The 20,649-nt window shown below is 43.3% G+C and carries 18 protein-coding genes; 13 read left to right on the top strand and 5 right to left on the bottom strand.

Annotated elements, in window-relative coordinates; all coding sequences use genetic code 11:
* Positions 1 to 135 precede the first annotated feature (135 nt).
* On the bottom strand, positions 136 to 618 hold the full coding sequence (locus R7044_RS11065) for a hypothetical protein (protein ID WP_017635276.1): 483 nt from the start codon (positions 616 to 618) through the stop codon (positions 136 to 138).
* 14 nt (positions 619 to 632) lie between these two features.
* Complete coding sequence (locus R7044_RS11070) at positions 633 to 1,166, bottom strand: nicotinate-nicotinamide nucleotide adenylyltransferase (protein WP_005375300.1); 534 nt, start codon at positions 1,164 to 1,166, stop codon at positions 633 to 635.
* Positions 1,167 to 1,344: 178 nt separating this feature from the next.
* Between R7044_RS11070 and nadE the strand changes: the two genes are divergently transcribed.
* A complete protein-coding gene (gene nadE, locus R7044_RS11075) occupies positions 1,345 to 2,175 on the top strand; it encodes an ammonia-dependent NAD(+) synthetase (RefSeq protein WP_005375299.1) in 831 nt (276 codons plus the stop codon).
* 100 nt (positions 2,176 to 2,275) lie between these two features.
* Here nadE and R7044_RS11080 read toward each other — a convergent pair whose 3' ends face one another.
* Positions 2,276 to 4,093, bottom strand: coding sequence for a hybrid-cluster NAD(P)-dependent oxidoreductase (locus R7044_RS11080; RefSeq protein WP_033906774.1), 1,818 nt, complete (start codon positions 4,091 to 4,093; stop codon positions 2,276 to 2,278).
* Between the two features lie 267 nt (positions 4,094 to 4,360).
* On the opposite strand from R7044_RS11080, the gene R7044_RS11085 reads away from it, so the two are divergent.
* Both R7044_RS11085 and pyrC read left to right on the top strand, forming a co-directional pair.
* Positions 4,361 to 4,525 carry a YqaE/Pmp3 family membrane protein gene (locus R7044_RS11085; protein ID WP_005375297.1) on the top strand — a complete coding sequence of 55 codons (165 nt, stop codon included), beginning with the start codon at positions 4,361 to 4,363 and terminating at the stop codon, positions 4,523 to 4,525.
* Positions 4,526 to 4,680: 155 nt separating this feature from the next.
* A complete protein-coding gene (pyrC, locus tag R7044_RS11090) occupies positions 4,681 to 5,709 on the top strand; it encodes a dihydroorotase (protein ID WP_017821241.1) in 1,029 nt (342 codons plus the stop codon).
* Between the two features lie 95 nt (positions 5,710 to 5,804).
* On the opposite strand, the gene R7044_RS11095 is transcribed toward pyrC, so the two are convergent.
* Positions 5,805 to 6,710: a DUF808 domain-containing protein gene (locus tag R7044_RS11095; RefSeq protein ID WP_017821242.1), complete on the bottom strand. Its 906-nt coding sequence runs from the start codon at positions 6,708 to 6,710 to the stop codon at positions 5,805 to 5,807.
* Positions 6,711 to 6,882: 172 nt separating this feature from the next.
* On the opposite strand from R7044_RS11095, the gene R7044_RS11100 reads away from it, so the two are divergent.
* The 7 genes from R7044_RS11100 (at position 6,883) to R7044_RS11130 (ending at position 17,313) form a co-directional block, all read left to right on the top strand.
* Positions 6,883 to 7,803, top strand: a complete 921-nt coding sequence (locus tag R7044_RS11100) for a M14 family metallocarboxypeptidase (RefSeq protein WP_017821243.1) — start codon at positions 6,883 to 6,885, stop codon at positions 7,801 to 7,803.
* Positions 7,804 to 8,558: 755 nt separating this feature from the next.
* A complete protein-coding gene (locus R7044_RS11105; RefSeq protein ID WP_033906772.1) occupies positions 8,559 to 9,503 on the top strand; it encodes an ABC transporter permease in 945 nt (314 codons plus the stop codon).
* Complete coding sequence (locus R7044_RS11110; protein ID WP_033906771.1) at positions 9,500 to 10,453, top strand: iron chelate uptake ABC transporter family permease subunit; 954 nt, start codon at positions 9,500 to 9,502, stop codon at positions 10,451 to 10,453. Before R7044_RS11105 ends, R7044_RS11110 begins: the two co-directional genes overlap by 4 nt.
* Positions 10,454 to 10,506: 53 nt before the next feature.
* Positions 10,507 to 11,475 carry a siderophore ABC transporter substrate-binding protein gene (locus tag R7044_RS11115; RefSeq protein WP_033906770.1) on the top strand — a complete coding sequence of 323 codons (969 nt, stop codon included), beginning with the start codon at positions 10,507 to 10,509 and terminating at the stop codon, positions 11,473 to 11,475.
* A gap of 94 nt (positions 11,476 to 11,569) precedes the next feature.
* The gene (locus R7044_RS11120; RefSeq protein WP_225455576.1) at positions 11,570 to 13,750 is read left to right on the top strand and encodes a TonB-dependent receptor; all 2,181 of its coding nucleotides are present in this window, start codon (positions 11,570 to 11,572) and stop codon (positions 13,748 to 13,750) included.
* Positions 13,751 to 14,014: 264 nt separating this feature from the next.
* A complete protein-coding gene (locus R7044_RS11125; RefSeq protein WP_005375287.1) occupies positions 14,015 to 15,625 on the top strand; it encodes an ATP-binding cassette domain-containing protein in 1,611 nt (536 codons plus the stop codon).
* Positions 15,622 to 17,313: an ABC transporter ATP-binding protein gene (locus tag R7044_RS11130; RefSeq protein ID WP_033906768.1), complete on the top strand. Its 1,692-nt coding sequence runs from the start codon at positions 15,622 to 15,624 to the stop codon at positions 17,311 to 17,313. Before R7044_RS11125 ends, R7044_RS11130 begins: the two co-directional genes overlap by 4 nt.
* A 203-nt stretch (positions 17,314 to 17,516) precedes the next feature.
* On the opposite strand, the gene R7044_RS11135 is transcribed toward R7044_RS11130, so the two are convergent.
* A complete protein-coding gene (locus tag R7044_RS11135; RefSeq protein ID WP_005385013.1) occupies positions 17,517 to 18,305 on the bottom strand; it encodes an AraC family transcriptional regulator in 789 nt (262 codons plus the stop codon).
* A 98-nt stretch (positions 18,306 to 18,403) separates the two neighbouring features.
* Between R7044_RS11135 and R7044_RS11140 the strand changes: the two genes are divergently transcribed.
* From R7044_RS11140 to R7044_RS11150, 3 genes are all read left to right on the top strand, one after another.
* Positions 18,404 to 19,309 (top strand): DMT family transporter, encoded by a 906-nt coding sequence (locus R7044_RS11140; protein WP_017821248.1) that lies wholly within the window; start codon positions 18,404 to 18,406, stop codon positions 19,307 to 19,309.
* 145 nt (positions 19,310 to 19,454) lie between these two features.
* A complete protein-coding gene (locus R7044_RS11145; RefSeq protein ID WP_005375279.1) occupies positions 19,455 to 19,940 on the top strand; it encodes an acyl-CoA thioesterase in 486 nt (161 codons plus the stop codon).
* A 171-nt stretch (positions 19,941 to 20,111) separates the two neighbouring features.
* Positions 20,112 to 20,357 (top strand): hypothetical protein, encoded by a 246-nt coding sequence (locus tag R7044_RS11150; protein WP_005375277.1) that lies wholly within the window; start codon positions 20,112 to 20,114, stop codon positions 20,355 to 20,357.
* Positions 20,358 to 20,649 lie beyond the last annotated feature (292 nt).

Here is a 20,649-nt window from a genome sequence, read left to right on the forward strand (position 1 = left end):
TTCTTTTAGTTGTTGATTTCATAACACTCTCCAATTTTGGGGGTAGAAAGTGTCAACCTTATTTAGGACGGCACAATTAAAACAAAAAGGGCGTACATTGATAATGTACGCCCTTTTTTCATTTGCTTGAGGTGTCTAGAAAGGTACCTCTATCTGCATCATCCAGTCAGCGTCATAATATTCGTGCCAACGATAATCAAACCGCATTCTTGGCTGCCCGTCGGATTTATCACCAAAACCAACGCTGAACATCAACCCGTGACTACGAAGCCACTCTTCTGTATCCATTTTACTCTCTTCGTCTCGAAGCTCTTCCGGCATCCAAAAACCAAGACCAAAGTAATTCTTTTCTAAGTTTTGAGTTAGAAGTGGGGTGTCTTCCGGCTTAATCGCCCACTCCTCCCAATAGTTTTCTGTTGGTCCTTCAAGCTTCGCTTCCGCTGCATACCAAATCAATGCTTCAGTACTTAACACGCCGATGGAATCTAAAATTTCTTCACAGATTGGAAGAGTGTTATCTTCAAACACCACGGAACGATCAGAAAAATAGTTACACGCGGAATGAGCTTGTGTCACCACAAGCAGCGCACATGCACTAAATAAAACGACTCTGACCATGAAAATCTGACCTCTCAGTTCCCAGACAATGTTTCTCTGTATAAGCCTTTACTAAGTAATAAATCACGTACGGAAGGTGTTGTATAGGCACCGATCTCTTCACCCTCGGCCAATGCTTTGCGAATATCTGTGCTTCTGACTTTTACTTTTTCAGGACATGCCATAACAGTCCAACGTTCCGTAATCTCTTCAGCTCTACTAAATTTAGCAAATTTGAAGAAATTATCAGGACCAATGACAAAAGTTATATCGGCAGTTGGGTAGATTTCTTGAATTTTTTCTAACAACGCATAGGTCGTCACACTTTGTCCAGGTTGGTATAAAGCTTGCTCCGCATCAGAACGCTGAACATTAGAAAGCCCCATATCCTTGATGAACGCGTCAACCATTTTGCACCGAGTTGGGTAATCAAGCATGTTCTTGCCCCAAGCGTGTGCAATGCTTGGCTCAAGTAGCACAAGATCAAAGTGGCTCAAAGACTCAATAACACTTTTATGCCCTAAACTAGGTGGGTTAAATGCACTACCAAAAATGGCGATTTTTTTCATATCCGGTGATTACCTGGTTGAAGAGAGTTTTCTAATCTGATGATTTCGGTATGATACTACTAATCTTTACAGCTTTTGACCCTAAAGTCGCATTTAATGAGCCTCAACTGTATGGTTTATCACCATTTGAGCAAATGTGCTTTAGAGTCTGAAATATTTGCAGGAAAAGGAACCCTAAATGGAACAATCCATCCGTGACGAAATGCGCGTACTCCCTTCAATTGATCCGCATTTTGAAATTGAACGCCGTGTCGCTTTTATTAAGCGTAAATTGCAAGAAGCGGGCTGTAAGTCTCTTGTTCTTGGCATCAGCGGTGGCGTTGACTCAACGACATGTGGTCGTTTAGCTCAGTTGGCTGTAGACCAACTGAACGAAGAAGCGGGCAACAACAGCTACCAATTTATCGCAGTTCGCCTGCCTTACGGGGAGCAAAAAGATGAAGATGAGGCTCAGCTCGCTCTGTCTTTTATCCAGCCAACCCATTCTGTATCGGTGAACATCAAAGCAGGTGTTGACGGGCTTCATTCGGCTTCTCACGTTGCATTAGAAGGCACAGATCTTCTACCAACTGATGCAGCAAAAGTCGACTTCGTAAAAGGCAATGTAAAAGCGCGTGCTCGCATGGTTGCTCAATACGAGATCGCGGGCTACGTAGGCGGCCTTGTTCTTGGTACTGATCACTCAGCAGAAAACATCACTGGTTTCTACACTAAATTTGGTGATGGCGCTTGTGACATGGCACCATTGTTCGGATTAAGTAAACGCCAAGTTCGTGAAGTGGCTGCTACATTGGGTGCACCTGAGCAACTAGTGAAGAAAGTGCCAACAGCAGACTTAGAAGAGCTTGCTCCACAGAAAGCAGATGAAGATGCCCTAAGCCTAACTTACGAGCAAATCGACGACTTCTTAGAGGGCAAACCTGTTCCACAGCAAGTTAGTGACCGTCTGGTAGCGATTTACAAAGCAACGCAGCACAAACGCCAGCCAATCCCGACGATTTACGACTAAGCGATATTTTCAGCTCTCTTTAAAACTCAAAACGCTGCTAAAAATAGCAGCGTTTTTTTGTCTAGGAACAGTTTTTGTCGAAGGACAAAGTTGCTCTCGCCTAGTTGGTTACTGTTACGTCCGTCTCTGGCACAGCACAACACGCCAATACGGTTCCCATTGCACGTTCCTCATCAGTCAACGCGGGCACGTCCGGATGATGTACTTGACCCGACGTAAGCTGAACTTTACAGGCACCACATAAGCCTGCACGACAGCTATTGCTGATGACCTTCCCAGCATCTTCGAGCTGATCTAACAACGTTTTTTGGTTGTTGCCTACGAATTTAGTTCCATTAAAGTCAATAGCGAGACTCTTCTCTGGCTTTGACGTAAGAGAAGAAACTCCAAACGCTTCTTGATGGTAGTTTTCCTCTGGCAGCCCTTTTCTTAGTAGAAGACTTTTTGCTTTATCCATAAAGCCATCCGGGCCACACACAAACACTTGGCGCTGTTCAACATCTTTGATTTGCTTAATGTGTGACAAACTTAAACGCCCTTTTAACCCAAACCAATCAACGGCAGGCTGCGTTAAACAGACTTTTACTTCTAGCCCTGGGTGCTCACGCTTTAACTGCTCCAACTCTGAGCGACAAGGAATATCATTTTCGGTCCGACATTGATGGTAGAAAACCACGTTCTCCAACTGATTATGATCCGCTAAGTAACGCACCATTGATAACATTGGTGTTACTCCGCTACCCGCAGAGAGTAACAGCAGAGGCTGCGCTTCATGCGTTTTAAGGTGGAACTGACCGTCAGGTTGTTCTGCCTCTAAAACATCACCGACTTGTAAGTTGTCTAAGAGTGAGTTAGAGACTCTTCCGCCCGCGATACGCTTTACAGAAATAGCATAACGACCCGGACGAGAAGGACTGGATGATAAGGTATAGCGTCGACCCACTTTCTTACTATCAATATTCACCTCTATTGGCAGGTGTTGTCCTGGCAAGTAATTAGGCAACGAACCTTTGTTTGGCTCTAACCATAAGGTCACAAAGTCTTGGGCAATTTCTTCACGCTCAACACATGTAAGCTTCATGCGCACTGGCGAGTTATCTGCGTAAAACTCCGGCTCTTTGTACTCCAATACTTCAACTTTATCGCCTTGACGAATAATGCCTTCATTTCGCGCGACAAGATTCTGGCCAAAGAACACACCACCGACATCGTTTGCACGGAACTGTTGCAAGGTTTTGAGCGGCTCTTTGCTCTCACGGAATGTGCCTCTTTGGGTATTCACCGTAGTCAGGATACAGCGCTCGCAAGGTTTGAGAGACTCAAACTCTACCTCACCGATTCGTATGCGCTTCCATGAATCTTCTTCAAATGGCTTAGTATCAGAGACAACTAAGTTAGTACGAAACTGATCCATTGAGTGCAGCTCTGAACTTCTTCGATTCAGCTCATCAAGTGAAGCTTGGCTGATCACTAAAACCGGATAACCATCAGCAAAACTGACGTTTTGACCTAGCTTTTCACGGACACGATTCGATTGCTCACCACTAAATAACAACTCAACGCGCTGCCCCAAAACAAGACTAAACCAGTCATCTGCATCATCTGTCGTGGTATAGGCAGTAAATGTATCTTTCCAAACCGTTGCAGGTGTCTCCTGCATTTTGAAATCTTGGTAACGGATTTTAAGTGGCTCCATACCCAAACTACTAAACACCACTCCATCGGACAATAAGGCAGACTTAATGGTTACCATTTGCGGATACTTTCGCGCAGTGATCATCGAGCCATCAGCTTTCGCAATCATAAAGCGACGATCGAAGCTCAATCCTTGCTTCTCAACCCATACGGACGACAGCGATAATCCGCCAACTGACTTAACCGGAAAAACATTAATTTGGGATAAAACGGGTTGCGACATTGCCTTCTTCCTACGGGTGTTTTTTATTTGTTGCGGTATTGTATACTCAAATCACATTAAGTTGCAGAGTCTACTGCCTCTTCATCCATCGCAACTTTCTCGAAACCATATTCTTATAAATTTGGTTTTAGTGACAAGTATTTACTACACTCAACATTCGCGTTTTTTAACACCGTTCTGACCAAATACCGTTTGATAAAGTGTGATACGACACACATAATTCACCCAAGTTATCACTACTCCCATTTATCGATTTGGAGCTTAATTATGGATACAAGAAAACTGGTTCTGATTTTGTTATGTATCTTTCTTCCGCCTGTCGCGGTGTTTATGGAGAAAGGTCTAAATAAAGACTTTTTGATTAATCTAATATTGACGTGTTTCTTCTTTCTACCAGGTACGATCCACGCGCTTTGGTTAACAATGAAGTAACCACTTACACTCTCACTCTTTATAAAATTGAAAAATGGGATGAAATATGAGGGCAATTCCTCTATCATCCTGTCGCCTAAGCGCAAGCGTTTGCTCAAAAGCAAATACGGCGCTTAGGCTCCAATCAGACAACTTTTCAATGGTGGGAGCAATTAATGACAACACTGACTATCACTCGTCCTGACGACTGGCACGTTCACTTACGCGATGGGGAAGTTCTTAAAGACACCGTTCGCGACATCAGCCGCTACAATGGCCGTGCGCTGATTATGCCAAATACCGTCCCACCTGTTACTACAACTGAGCTCGCCCTAGCCTACCGTGACCGAATTCTCAAAGAGCAACATGGCGAACAGTTTGAGCCTTTAATGGCGCTTTACCTTACAGATAACACGACACCAGACGAAATACGTAAGGCTAAAGCAACCGGACACATTGTTGCTGCCAAGCTCTATCCTGCAGGCGCTACCACAAACTCAGATTCCGGTGTGACCAATGCGAAGAACATTTATCACGTTTTAGAAGCAATGGAAGAAGTAGGAATGTTACTTTTGGTTCATGGGGAGGTAACACATCACGATGTTGATATATTCGACCGAGAGAAAGAATTCCTTGATACCGTCCTCGCTCCTATCGTCAATGATTTCCCTAATCTTAAAATCGTACTAGAACATATCACCACCGCCGACGCAGCAAACTTCGTTAACAATGCCTCAGACAACGTAGCGGCTACCATCACTGCCCACCACCTTCTTTTCAACCGTAACCACATGCTTGTGGGTGGTATTAAACCTCATTTCTACTGTTTGCCAATTCTTAAGCGCGGAACCCACCAGCAAGCGCTGATCGAAGCAGCAACTAGTGGTAGCAAGAAGTTTTTCCTAGGTACAGACTCAGCGCCACATGCGAAAGGGGCAAAAGAATCGGCTTGCGGTTGTGCTGGTTCTTACACTGCACACGCTGCGCTAGAGCTTTATGCAGAAGTCTTCGAAAAAGAAGGCAAGTTGGAAAACTTGGAAGCTTTCGCAAGCTTCAACGGTCCTGATTTTTACTGCATTGCACGTAACACAGATACGGTAACGTTAGAAAAATCCGCTTGGGATGTGCCAGAAACGATGCCATTTGGCAATGATATCGTTGTGCCTATTCGAGCAAATGAACAGATCGAGTGGAAAGTGAAGTAAGTACTTTACTGACATTTCACCTATAAAACAGGGTCATGCTTTTTGTAAAAAGAAGTCATGACCCTTGTTATTATCGTCTCATGTTTTAGATGTGATTATTGACCACGAAGCTTTTCAACCATCGTCCATACCGCAACCACAACCAACCCCGCCACAAAGCCGATAATACCGTTCAATAAAATAGGCAAAATGGCTGTAGCAACCGAATGACCACTAAAGTTCATAATAATCGGCTCTACAAAGTGATGAATGGCTGGCACGTTGTGCACCACAATTCCCCCACCCACCAAAAACATCGCAGCAGTTCCTACAATGGTTAACAACTTCATCAACTTTGGTGCAAAAGCGACCAAGGCCCCTCCGACTTTCGCCACCCAACCTTTACCGTTTGAGCGACTTTCAAGGTAAAGGCCTAAATCATCTAGCTTCACAATCCCAGCGACTAGTCCATAAACTCCAACCGTCATAATCACTGCAATTAAACTGACAACTAAAATTTGCGTAACAAGACTGGCTCCTGTCACGGTACCTAACGCAATCACGATGATCTCTGCTGAAAGGATAAAGTCTGTTCGAATCGCACCAGAAACTTTACGCTTTTCATACTCTTCTATCGACTCGCCAGTATTAACTAGCTCCTCTTTTTCTTCGTGCGGATGCGAGTGAGGAAACACTTTCTCAAGTACTTTCTCTGCCCCTTCAAAGCAGAGAAATAAGCCGCCAATTAGCAATAATGGCATGATAAGCCATGGAATAATGGCGCTAATAAGTAAAGCAGAAGGAACCAAAATCAATTTATTTTTGAATGAGCCTTTTGCAACCGCCCAAACCACTGGAATCTCTCGCTCAGATGCAACACCAGACACTTGTTGAGCGTTTAACGCTAGATCATCTCCCAACACACCTGCGGTTTTCTTTGCAGCCATTTTTGACATTAAGGCGACATCATCAAGCACCGTGGCAATATCGTCCAACAGTGTGAGTAAACTTGCTCCAGCCATTTTTTGTCTCTTATATGAAATTGAGTAAGTAACAAAATGTAACACCAATGAATCACTCATCAAAGTGATGATTTTGCAAAGAATACCACCCCAAATGGTGTTTTATATTGCCGTAAAGATAAGACAGGTCTAGTCTTGTGATACCTTTCAGCAGTCAAAAGAAAAAGTATAGATGAAAAGTGGATACATTTACCCGATCGGTACTCCTGGCCAACCTTGGAACGAAGAAGAACGTAAAGCTTGGTTAGCAACGCAAGAAGTAAAACGTAGCTACCAAGATGAAGTCGTCAGTAAAATCGATGCCCTACGCGAGCGTTTTGATGTTGAACAATATGGTGCGCTCTCATACAACGAGGCACGCTTCCCTCTGTTTTGTATCAAAACACGCAATTGGGATTCAACTAAACCTGCTGTGTTGGTCACAGGCGGCGTGCACGGTTACGAAACCAGCGGTGTACATGGCGCATTAAAGTTTGTAGAAACAGAAGCAGAGCGCTATGCAGAGCATTTCAATATTGTCGTTGCACCCTGCGTAAGCCCTTGGGGTTACGAGGTGATCAACCGCTGGAATCCAAACGCGATTGATCCAAACCGCTCTTTCTATAAGGATAGCCCTGCCGAAGAGTCCGCTAACCTCATGAAGCTCGTTGCAACTTTAGGCGATGTGTTAATGCACATTGATCTACATGAAACGACAGACTCTGACGAAACTGAGTTCCGTCCAGCCTTAGCTGCTCGTGATGGTATTGAGTACATTGAAGGTATGATCCCAGATGGCTTTTACACGGTGGGAGATAGTGAAAACCCTCAGCCTGACTTCCAAAAAGCGGTCATTGAGTCAGTTGCAAAAGTGACTCACATTGCACCAGCAGATGAAAACGGCGAAATCATCGGTTCACCCGTCGTACAGTTTGGCGTTATCAACTACCCAATGGTAAAACTGGGCCTGTGTGGCGGCGTAACAAATTGCGTTTACGGCACGACAACGGAAGTGTACCCAGACAGCCCAACGGTGACCGACGAAGAATGTAACGATGCACAGGTTGCAGCCGTGGTGGGTGGTTTGAATTACGTACTAAGTAAGCTCGAATAACACAGGTTAACAATAAAGCAACTGACGATGTCTTTGAATTGTGAATCAGCTTTACTTTGCTCCAAAAGCAAGTTGAGACATTAATCCGCTAGTTTATTAGAAATTACCGCATTAACATCGCTAACACTGAAGATGCGAAGCATCACGACTTTATGACGCTATTTTAATGCGGTATCTAATAAATCCTAAAATACAAACGACATCTAGACATCATCGTCACTACTAACTCCTCTTCCTGAACAAACTATCGTCATACCATTTAAATCAAACCTCAACCAACGAGCTTCTGAAGCGAAAAACATCCTTAAACAATAAGAAAGCTTAATGCTCTTTGGCTTTATTTTTTAATCACTTACCCAAAAGCACATGCATTAGCCATTGCCTTGTTTTTTATACGCGATTGATCTTTTTAGAGAAACATATATGAACCTCATTGCTTAACCGAAAAAACAAAGATATAATGAAAATAATTATCATTTGTATTTTAAATCGAGAACCTCTTTCTCTTTGCATTGAAAGCGGCACTTTTCTTTTGCTAGTTAATCCAGTTTTAAAGCCAAATCAGCACGTTGAATTTTTAGGTATGGCCTAGTGATACTTTGAGGGCTGGATTGTGACCTTAATGTTTATAAAAAATAACTTGGTTATGTTTTGTTGGAATTTAGAACCTATATGCGAATAGATATTCATTATTCGTATTCCATCCCCAAGTCATAAGTTAAGAGAAACTCATTTTATTTTGGGGCAGATTCTGTATGAGTATTCACGTAGTAAGCCTGTTTTTTATACTGTGCTTAACTTCAATTTTCGTCGGCGCAAACCAACTAGATTGGTCGTTATTGCTGACCATGGATGACAAAGCTTGGCTACCGATTACTGCTAGCAGATTACCAAGGCTAATCGCACTAATTCTTACCGGATCTGGTCTCGCAATATGTGGTGTTATTCTTCAACATATTGTTAGAAATCGTTTTGTTGAGCCGGGCACCACAGGCGGTATCGATGCGGCAAAGCTCGGTATTTTGGTATCTATCGTCATGCTTCCATCCTCAGACAAGCTTGAACGTATGCTCTTCGCCGTACTATTTTGCTTCGCCGCTGGCCTTATCTACATTGCCATCGTACGGAAAATTAAATTCAGTAACTCTGCGTTAATACCTGTGATTGGGCTTATGTTTGGTAGTGTACTAAGTGCTATAGCGGAGTTTTATGCTTATCAAAACAACATCTTACAGAGTATGTCCGGTTGGTTAATGGGAGATTTCTCCAAAGTGGTCCAAGAACACTATGAAATAATTTTCTTGATTTTACCCATCACCCTACTGACTTACTTATATGCACATAAGTTTACTGTGATGGGAATGGGCGAAGATGTTGCGTCCAACTTAGGAATTAATATTGCGTTCACTGCCGCCTTGGGTCTAATGCTAGTTTCCGTGACAGTTGCTATAACAGTGGTGACCGTAGGTGCCATTCATTTTATCGGTTTAGTCATACCTAACCTAGTCGCACTAAAATATGGCGATCACCTTAAAAACACCCTACCAATCGTTGCACTAGGCGGCGCTTCGTTACTTATTTTTTGCGATGTCATAGGCAGAGTTGTTGCCTTTCCTTTTGAAGTCCCAATTGGATTAACAGCCAGTGCCATCGGGGGAGTCATGTTTCTTGTGTTTCTTTTGAAAGGAGCACGAGTATGAGATCACATTACTCAAACATGCGAGTGAGCATTATACTCGTTTGCATACTGTCTATCGCCTTTATCTTTACAAGCTCTGGGTGGGATTTTGATTACGTCATCCCTAAGAGGCTGATTAAACTTGGTGCCATAGTTATTGGGAGCAGCTGCGTGGCCATCTCTGCTGTTATTTTCCAAGCTTTAGCTGGTAATCGTATTCTTACGCCATCCATTATGGGATATGAGTCGGTTTATCTGGTTTGGCAAACCCTACTCTTATTACTAGGGGGCACTTCTGGCATTGCTACATTAGGTGTTGTCGGTAATTTCGCTGTCTCTGCAATACTCATTCTGTTGTATTCCTTAGCGATTCAATCTTGGGTACTCAATAGATTTAAACATGACATGCACCAAGTTCTGCTGATTGGCTTTGTTTTGACAATGGTGCTGACAACTCTTGCTCAATTTATCCAGCTCAGAATAAGCCCTGGAGAATTCTCTATCCTTCAAGGGCTCAGCTATACCTCGTTTGAGCGAGCGAAACCTTCTACGTTACTTTTTTCCAGTATTGCGTTAAGCGTTTTGGCACTCTTTGCTAACAGATGGTCACGCGAGCTAGATGTGATAGGTCTAGGTCGAGACCAAGCGATGTCATTAGGACTAAATGATAAGCAATATGTACCAAAGTTCTTTGCTGTAATCGCCATTTTAGTAGCAATTTCGACGAGCTTGATTGGCCCAACGGCTTTTATGGGAATTTTTATTGCCAATATTGCTTATTCCGTTACTAGCGCACCGAACTACAGACACATATTGCTCGTTGCTTGTGCTATTGCAATTGTCATGTTCTTGTCTGGTCAACTTCTGGTAGAGCACTTATTTAACTTTAAAACCACCGTCTCTATTTTGGTGAATGTCCTTTGTGGGGGATATTTCCTAGCCATCACGATAAGAACAAGAAGCCACATATGAAAACTGTTACTCGCCTGTTTAAAGACAACTCACTGACAAAAAGGAAATACCCCATGTTTAAGAGCCCCCTACGTTTGAGTATCGCGCTTGCTTGCTGCGCTCTAGGAACCTTATCAGGTTGCGAGCCGGAAATAATTAAAATTGAAGATACTCAGCCATTAGAAAAGCTCATCGTGATTGAACACAATCTCGGAGCAACTACTATTTCTCATCGCCCTCAACGAGTGGCAGCATTAGATATGAACGAAGTGGACTTTTTAGATCAGCTAAATGTTCCAATCTCAGGAATGGTGAAAGACTTTGTTCCTCACTTTCTAGCGAAATACAAAGACACACCTGAGATAGCGGATCTTGGTGCGATAGTTCAGCCTAATATGGAAAAGATCTATGCCCTAAAACCAGATCTCGTATTGATGACTCCGCTACATGCTAATCAGTATGAAGAACTCTCTCAACTCGCTCCGACTTTACATTTTGACATCAACTACCGTAATAGTCGTGACCATCACGTCGATACCATTAAGAAACACCTTGTAGAGCTTGGTGAGATCTTTGAAAAGCAGGAGCTAGCCCAACAGAAAGTTGCCGAAATCGATGCAAAAGTCGCAGAAGTGCGCGCTGTTACGAAAGAGCGTTCTGAAAAAGCTTTGGTTGTCATGCATAACAATGGTGCTTTCAGCTCATTTGGCGTTGAGTCTCGTTATGGCTTCGTTTTCGATGTTCTGGGGGTAAAACCAGCGAGTGAAAAAGTGGAGACAGGTTTGCATGGTCAGCCAATTTCTAGCGAGTTCATTAGCCAAGCTGATCCAGACATTCTTTACATCATTGATCGAACAGCAGTAATGGAAGGAAAGCCTGTCATTGATGCGGAACACTTAGCAAACCCACTACTCCGTCAAACCAAAGCATGGAAAAACGACAACGTCGTTTTTGTTGATGCCGATGCTTGGTACATCACTTCAGCAAGCATCACATCTCTGAAAATCATAATTAAAGACATCCTAAAAGGTTACCAAAGCTAAATCTAATAACAATGAGTTGGATCTTAAGTAATTCAACACTCAATCGACGTCAGAACGGATGTGAGCTAGCCCAAACAAAGAAAAGGAATCTATAATGACTCATGACTATCATCAGATAGCGATGGACTCTTCACAGAAAAACAAACCAAGCCCATGTCATATCGCCCTCTTTATTTCACTTCAATTTAGTACTTTTGTCGTACCAATTAGTATCGCTCAAGCTGAAGAAGTCGTAGATGAATCAATGACAGTTTATGGTGAAGCAAACAGAGTTTATGCCGCTGGCAAAGTTTCTCACGCGAGTAATATAGGAATGCTTGGCGACAAAAACTTCATGGAAACGCCTTTCAATACGATTGGATACACAGAAAAACACATTCAAGACCAACAAGCACGCGATATCTCAGATGTAATCTCAGCTTCTGATCCCTCTGTTTTCACCAGCGGTGAAACCGGCTTAAACAAAGAAAGTTTCAAAATAAGAGGTTTCAACTCAGACATTAGCGACGTTATGTTTAATGGATTGTATGGTATCGCTCCTTATTACCGAACCTCTCCTGAAATGTATCAACGTATTGATGTACTTAAAGGTCCTGCTTCTTTGCTCAACGGTATGCCACCGAATGGATCTGTTGGTGGCACCATCAACTTAGTGACAAAAAGAGCACAAGAAACACCAATCACATCTTTCACCAGCAGCTACTTATCGGACACTCAATTCGGAGGACATATCGATATTGGACGTCGCTTTGGTACAAATGAAGAATTTGGTATTCGTTTCAACGGTGCATTTAAAGATGGAGACACCGCGATAAACAACCAAAGCAACAAAACTCAACTTGCATCATTAAGCCTTGATTGGCGTAATGACATTGCTTTCCTTGAAGCAGATTTTTACTACAGTACAGAGCGAGTTGAAGGTGCAAACCGTGGGTTAAGCATCGCTTCTGGTCTCAAAATCCCATCACCTCCTCCATCTGACACATTATTGACGCCAAGTTGGGCCTACAATGATAGCGAAGATAAAGGGATGATGATTCGCGGGGAGCTAAGCGTTAGTGACTCTGTAACTGTATACAGCGCATTGGGTGGTAGCCGTACAGATTTTCATTCAAATGTACCGCAACGAATCAAAATCATCGATAACGAGGGTAACCTAGAGGTATCTCTCGGATCAGTTAAGCTTGAGAACAAACGGACTTCAGGTGAGATAGGTGTTCGTAGCAACTTTGACACTGGCCCAGTAGAACACCACCTTGTACTGAATAGTACTTACTTTAGAGAAGATAAAAATGATTCTCCAACAGGTAATAATAATCCAGCCCCTTGGAACTCGAATATTTATGATCCTGTTTGGGGACCAGAAAATTCAGTTTACGACAACTACTATGGTTTACCTATCGATTCAACTCAGGTCAGCTATGGCATTGCCGATACGTTATCTTTTGTTGATGGGAAATACCAAATCACGCTCGGCTTGCGTTACCAGAGCATTGATTATGAATCTGGAATAATAATGAACGGAATGTCGCTTCCTACCACCAAGTTTAAGGAAAGTACTTACACTCCCGCACTTGCAGCATTATACAAAGTTTCGAGCTCAGTTTCGCTTTATGGTAACTACACCGAAGGCTTAACGAATGGGAAAACAGCAGGCTCTAGCGCTGCAAACGCAGGAGAGGCTTTTGAACCCCAAAAAACCAAACAGACTGAAGCAGGCGTGAAGCTTGACCTGGACGGCTTTGCTCATACGTTCAGTTTATTTGAGATTAAAAAGCCAAATGGGTACCAAGATCCGGATACCAACATTTTTTCTTTCGGTGGTGAACAGCGCAATCGCGGTATTGAATGGGGGTTCTACGGCACACTATCAAAGGACTATACACTCATCGGTGGTATCGCCTATACAGATGCAGAGATTACAAAAGCAACAGATGTGACAGAGGAGGGGAAACAAGCAACTAAGCTACCCGATTTACAAGCTAAACTCGCATTAGAATGGAACCTCCCTGCGATGCGTGATCTCACGCTTATCGGCCAAGCGAACTATATGTCTGAACAATACATTGATGCACAAAACACTCAGGCATTACCTGCACAGACTATTCTTGATCTTGGCGCACGCTACAACTCAAAAATTGCTGAAACAAGCGTGGTTTGGCGCCTTAGCGTAAACAATGTACTGGATGAAGATTACTGGACAACCACCCACTATGCGGACCTAGCTCTTGGCGCATCACGTACAGTGATGCTGTCAGCTACTGCGGATTTCTAATCCCTCCACCTCCCCTTTAGCCTGCCTTCTAAGGGGGACTTACTCCCATTTGGCTGTTCATGAAAATTCACAACAAATCAAAGGAAGTACTCATCTTCAACATTCAAGCAGACAAAGAGCTCGCAACACCTACGGCCAAAGTTAATTCAAAACATAATCCATCAACGTCCACTTCCATAGGCTTTATATGAAAAACGATAAGAGCTCAATATGCTCTACCACGTTCTCCTTATTTTCGCTTGATAGGCTAGATAAGGTGACAATATGATAAGTAAAATCAGCCAACATTACGTTACGCCTAGCTTAATGCCAGCCTTAAAGCCATCGATTAAGAAGCTTGCTTTGGGAACGTTTTGTGAAGCACTTGCCGCTGTGGCAAAAGTTGGTGCACTGCTATGCTTGATAAACCTTATCGATAAATTTGCAAACCAATGGATTTACGGTGCCATAGGACTTTGGGCGGCTAGCGCACTTGCCTCATCAGTGGGCTCGTGGTTAGTTCATGATGCCGAGTCGCAGTTTTCCACTCGATTACGTCGCCAAGTTGCTCAGCACTTGACGCGCTTGCCAAGCAAGACCATCTCTCAATATGGTGATAATCAACTGCGTCGCATAGTTTCCGAAGACATCAGCACGCTTCACCACATGGTTGCGCATTTGCCTTCAGAACTCGTGACATTCATTGTCGTACCCGCAACTTCTATTTTTATCATGTTGAATCTCACAGGTCCGGTAGCGATGCTTACTCTGCTCCCTGGTCTAATTGCATCATTGTACTACCTACTCTTTTTACCTAGGTTTGCCGCTAAACATGGCAAAGAGCGCATGACAATAATGGGTGATATCGTTACCGCAGTAAACGACTACACAAGAGGTATCCGAGTAAATCGAATTTACGGCACGCAAGCAGGAGCACTCGACAGCTATAATGATGCCACAAGACGCTTTACTCACGGCATAGTGAAATGGGTTGGTAGCGTTGCCCTTCCAGCAGCAATTGCTACCGCATTACTTCAAGCGGTTTCGACTTTCGCAATGGCCTATACCATTGGCTATGAATTAAGTCCCGTGGCAATGGCGTCGCTATTCTTTTTTGGTTTGGCCGTCGTATCACCCGCACTGAAGCTTGGCCATGGATTGGACTACGTTAACGCAGGAAAGAATGCTGCAAAGAACATCAGCGACTTTTTACAGCAACCACAAATAGAAAGTGGCAGTTTGAGCGCGGGAGAAAAACCGCTATCACTACAAGCATCAAATATCGTAGTGGCTAATGGAACTGTTAATATTATTGATAACTTCTCCCACTACTTCCCACGGGGTTCATTTACAGCCATCATGGGGCCTAGCGGAGCAGGCAAAAGTACGTTACTACGTCTATTAGCAGGTCAAGAAACACCTCTTTCAGGCTTCGTTACCTTAGGAGGCAATCAACTGTCTAAACTCTCTGAGATATCCCGATACTCCGCCATACGCTATGTACCCCAAGATATCGGTGTACTCAAAACTACCATTAGGCAGAATTTGAAACTATCAACGCCAAGTTCAAGTGACGACGAGCTGAACCAAGCTTTGCAACAAGCTCAATTAAAGATTGACCTCAATTCTGATGCAAGCGTGCTTTCAGGAGGCGAGCAACAACGTGTCGCAATAGCTAACACATTTCTAACTCAAGCCAACGTTCTATTACTGGATGAACCAACCAGTGCTCTCGATAAAAATACGGCCTTCACTGTGATCAGAAATCTCGCGAAGTTTGCGAAAACACAAGACAAGATATTGATCATAATTACTCACGACTCAGAACTCGCGAAACTTGCAGACACTACATTGATGCTCAACAGAAAGGCTCAACGACAGGATGAAGAAGTATGACGGCTCACAATACCCTCTATTCCAATTCGACAATTCCACAAAGTGCAAAGCACCGTCTATATCGAGTCGCTATAGGTTGGGGACTAGTTGCATTATTTGAGGCAACGGCTTACACATTTCTTGCAATATCTATTGTCGAACAAGCTTCACCATTGAACGTCATAATAGCTGCTGTTCTAACTGTGATAGTTACCGTTATTGTAACTCGTTCTGGATTTCTCTCTGGTGCGAAACTGGCTGGGGATCTTTATTCATCAGTAGGTCATTCGCTCAGTAAAGCAAAGTTAGCTTGGTTTAATGATCAGCATAGAACTCAGCTCACTCAACTAGCAGAACGAGGAATACCTGGCTTTATGGCCATTCCTGCTCATCAGCTACAAACATTTTTACACGCTCCAATGTTACCCATATTTTTAATTATCGGTATTGGGGTCGTTGGAGGAGGTGAAATTGCACTACTCAGTGCCGTACTGTTACTAGTTGCACTGCTCGTTCAGTACAAGGCGCAAAGATACCTAAGTCGCTCAGATAGCGACCGACATGACGCAGAGCTTCAAGCGACTAAATCAACACTTGAGCTCATAGATCACCTTGAGTTACTTCGCTCAACAGCGGGGCCTGAGCGCTCAATCGAGCGTATTGAACAGAGTTGGCACGCACAAGAAGAAGCTCATTCAACTATTAATCGTAACGCTTCTATCGCAACCTTAGTATCAGGATTGGCAACGATTTTACCCCTTGCAGGTATCGCCATCTATCTCGTCTTAGAGCCGATTACTCAACCCTTATTAGTCTTGGCTTTATTGATATTGATTACCCGTGCAGCTGCACCTTTGGGTGAACTCGCGTTGGCAGGCTTTGCGATTAACGACGTAAAATCCTCAATTAAAAATTACGCTCAGTTAACGAATGTCCCTGTTCTGCCTGAGCCTAATCCTCAATTTGCAACCTCCCCCAAAAACCATAAGTTCGAACTGAACCTTGTGGGCCATTTAGATCTCTTTGAAGATGCTAGCACGGAGATCAAACAAGGTGATACCGTCGTCATCAATGGAGTCAGTGGCAGTGGCAAAAGCACTTTACTGGGCCTGTTTCTAAGGTTTGATGATCCTGACCAAGGTCTTATTTCGCTCGGAGGGATAGATCTAAAGAATATCCCTTATGACGTGCTCACCCAGCATATAGCCTATGTTGCTCAAGAACCGGTCATTTTTACTGGCACATTGGCGGATAACATTCGGTTAGGTAATCCCAATGCAAGTGATTATGAAGTTGAGAGCTTTGCAAGACACGCACAATTGGACAAACTTATTGACTCATCTCCTAAAGGAATACATCAAACAGTAGGACAAAGAGGCTCAGGGTTGTCAGGAGGTGAAAGACAGAGAGTCGCAATTGCGCGAGCTCTCATTAAAAAGGCGCCAATCCTCATTTTCGACGAAGCGACGGCAGCATTAGACGAAGCAACCGAAAAAAGTATTGCTCAACATATTCAAACATTGAACTCGACCGTGATTATTGTGACGCATCGCGATCAGAATATATGGTCACCCACATTGGAACTCACGATTGAGGGTAGAAGAGTTATAGTTGCACAGTACAACTCTACTTCCTTGAAAAGTAGGGACAAATTGGCGGCTGAAGAAACTAATAACAATCAATACTTAAATCTAAGCGGTGTCAATTGAGTTTTTTGTCACTTTAGCACATTGTATCATCTAAAGAATCTTACAGGCATGTTGTAAAGCAATGATAATAAAGCGAATTCTCAAGGTTATAATTCTGACTCAATCTGACACAAGATAGACGTAGGTCTTTCCAATACCATCAGCTTTTCGAGTCGGTCATCATACAGCGCATTGTCAATTTTTTTAAAATAGACTCTACACTTTTACAACAATCGATTCTTGTATTGCTCCGGTGTCATGCCGGAGTATTTCTTGAACATCGCGATAAAAGGGCTGGCTTGGTTATAACCTAACGTCAGAGCGACTTCTTTTACGGTCTGCCCTTTACGCAGCAACTCCATAGAATGTAAATATCGCACACGTAAGCGCCACTCAGTAAAGCTCATGCCCAACTCACTCTGGCAATGTCTCGCTAACGTGCGTTCTGTGGTATGCACTTTTGCCGCCCACTCCGCCAAACTGATCTCATCCGTCGGCGATTCTTCTACTGCTTTTAAAATCGGTTCAAGATACTTATTGTCGGTAGTCGGTAAAAAGTGATGTTCGACTTCTTGCTTTGCAAGCTGGTCCAATAACACTTGTACCAAGCGCTTGTCTTCATCAGTTTGCGCCACGTTAATGTCTCGCTGACGAAAGTCCTCAATAATAGATGACACGATTGGAGTCACTTTGATCAAGCTCGTTTTAGTTGGAAAATGCGCCGTCAATTCAGGGGCAATATTCAAAGAACAATATTCGATTGGCTTACGGTTGTAGCTAGTGTGACGAATTCCGGCGGGAACCCAAATAGCAAGATGTGGAGGTGCTAGAAATCTTGTGTCTTCTGCATCCATCTCCAGAATCCCACCGCTGATCAGTTGCACTTGCCCCCAAGGGTGGCTATGAATTCGTGTTTCTGTATTAGAGAGAAACGCTTCGAAATTCATAAATACATCTGATGGCGCACGATCGATTGATAAGGAGGGGTGAAGATTTCTGGCGCTCTTTTTCAAAATTGTCTTCCTATCGCTTACGATGTCTTTTAAGAGATACTTTTTATTATAAAGACCTGCCAGACTAGCGCCATCAATAATTGTGCTATAGGGTTCTCATGATTTATTTACTTCCGTTTTTCACCGTTATGATTTGGGGTGGTAACTCAATTGTGAACAAGATGGCTGCGAGCGCCATTGAACCAAGTGCGATGAGTTTCTACCGTTGGTTTGTCGCAATGGTACTCCTAACGCCATTTTGCCTGCCTGCAATCATCAAACAACGACACATTATTCGACCTTACTTAGCTAAGTTGGCGTTTCTTGCGTTACTTGGTATGGTTCTCAACCAGTCACTTGGATACTATGCCGGTTTAACAACAACGGCCTCTAATATGGCCCTGATCACCTCTTTAGTTCCTTTGATCAGTGTGTTTTTAAGTGTCCCATTGCTCGGTAAATCTATATCAATGTTAAGTATCGTCGGTGGTGTCATTTCGCTCGGCGGCTTGGCATTTATGCTTGGTCACGGTGATATCACTTACTTTTTACATCAAGACTTAACGCAAGGTGACAGCTTAATGCTCGTTGCTGCCATGGTATACGCGGCTTATTGTGTTCTGCTAAAACGCTGGAAAATGCCATTCAGTAGTTTGACTCTGGTTTACATGCAGGGCTTCTTTTCTGTTTTGATGCTCACACCACTTTGGCTCTCTAGTGAGCAACTGTTACCAAGCCAAGACGCGCTACCATTAATCGCTTATGCTGGTATTGCTGCTTCCATTTTCGCGCCGCTGATGTGGGTCAAAGCGATTGATTCAATTGGTGCTGATTCAAGTGCTATGTTCATGAACCTAATGCCTGTGGTTTCCGTCATACTTGCTTCAACACTAATTGGTGAGAAAATTTACGCTTACCACATTATTGGTGGGTTGTTAGTCATCTCTGGCGTTATCCTGTCGCAAATAAAAGTAAGACAGAGAAAACCATTGTCCAATTCTGAGATTGCCTCTACCGCCAATTAACATCTACACCTCAAGCCATAGAACTACGCTGTGGCTTGTCACTTCCAGCGTTCGAATAAAAGTTAATGTTTTGTTTCATTCGCTATTCCCGAAAATTCATCTTGCTGCTAAATTGGGAAAACAATAACCCATCAAGGAAAGACAGATGAGCAGTGGTCAAAGAGACATTACCCTTCGCTTTTTAGCAGAACCCAGCGACGTAAATTTTGGCGGAAAAGTGCACGGCGGCGCCGTAATGAAATGGATCGACTTGGCAGCGTACGCCTGTTCTGCAGCGTGGAGTGGTAAATATTGCATTACCGCATATGCTGGCGGCATTCGGTTTGTTGCGCCGATTCATGTCGGCAACTTAGTCGAAGTTAGCGCGAAAGTCATTTATACCGGACGAAGCTCAATGCACATTGCGATTGACGTGCAAGCTAGTGATCCAAAGCAAATGAAAAACAGACTCACCACTCACTGTATCGTTATCATGGTTGCTGTAGATGAAAACGGAAAACCAACCGATGTACCGAAATGGATTCCAGAGTCAGATGAAGACAAAGCCTTAGAGCAATCCGCTATCCGTCTTATGAACATGCGTAAAGAGATTGGGGAAGAAATGGAAGCACACGTTAAATATCTCAAGTAACTGGCATCCGTTAAGAACGCTATTAAGTACCTCAACGTTACCTAGACCCAGAGTGTGGAGCAACATCATGGTTTTGCCATTTGTTTCACGCTCGCCCTTCTCTGTCATAAATCCTTCACCTAGCTTTGCTTAAATCCATCCATTATTTTAGAGTTGGATAGAGTTTGGATCTTGAGACTAAAAGAAACGACCTTAAGTGAAGAGACGTTGACCAATTTAAAAGCGGTCGAGTACCAGTGGGTGAGAACCATGTACGTCGAGGGGTATAACGAAACAGAAATTAATCATTACATTCAAACTTGCTTTGGCGGTGACGTTACCTTTGCTAATCTATTTCGTCGCGTCGCACTGCAGCAAGAAAGTTTGTACACGCTGCTTCAATACGTTGGATGCGCACCTTCCAGCCGAGAGTTTTAATCTCTTCCTTCCCTACCTCAATTTAGCTTTTTACTAAGCTCTAGTTATTTATGTGAAGTGCTACGCAGGGCATTATTCAAGCCCTGTGTAATCCATTGCAAAGCCGCTAATCTCTATCTACTTATTGCACAATTGCCTTTAACAGGCATAAAAAAACCTGAGTCTAAACTCAGGTTATGGTTACAAAAACTGTTAGTGATTGAATCGTAAGGAACTAAGCTAACAGCCAGCTATGCGTAACGCCAATAAAAGCCAAGATATTACTGATCGGCGGCCAAACCAAAATTGTAAT

This window comes from Vibrio sp. 1402 (assembly GCF_033340275.1).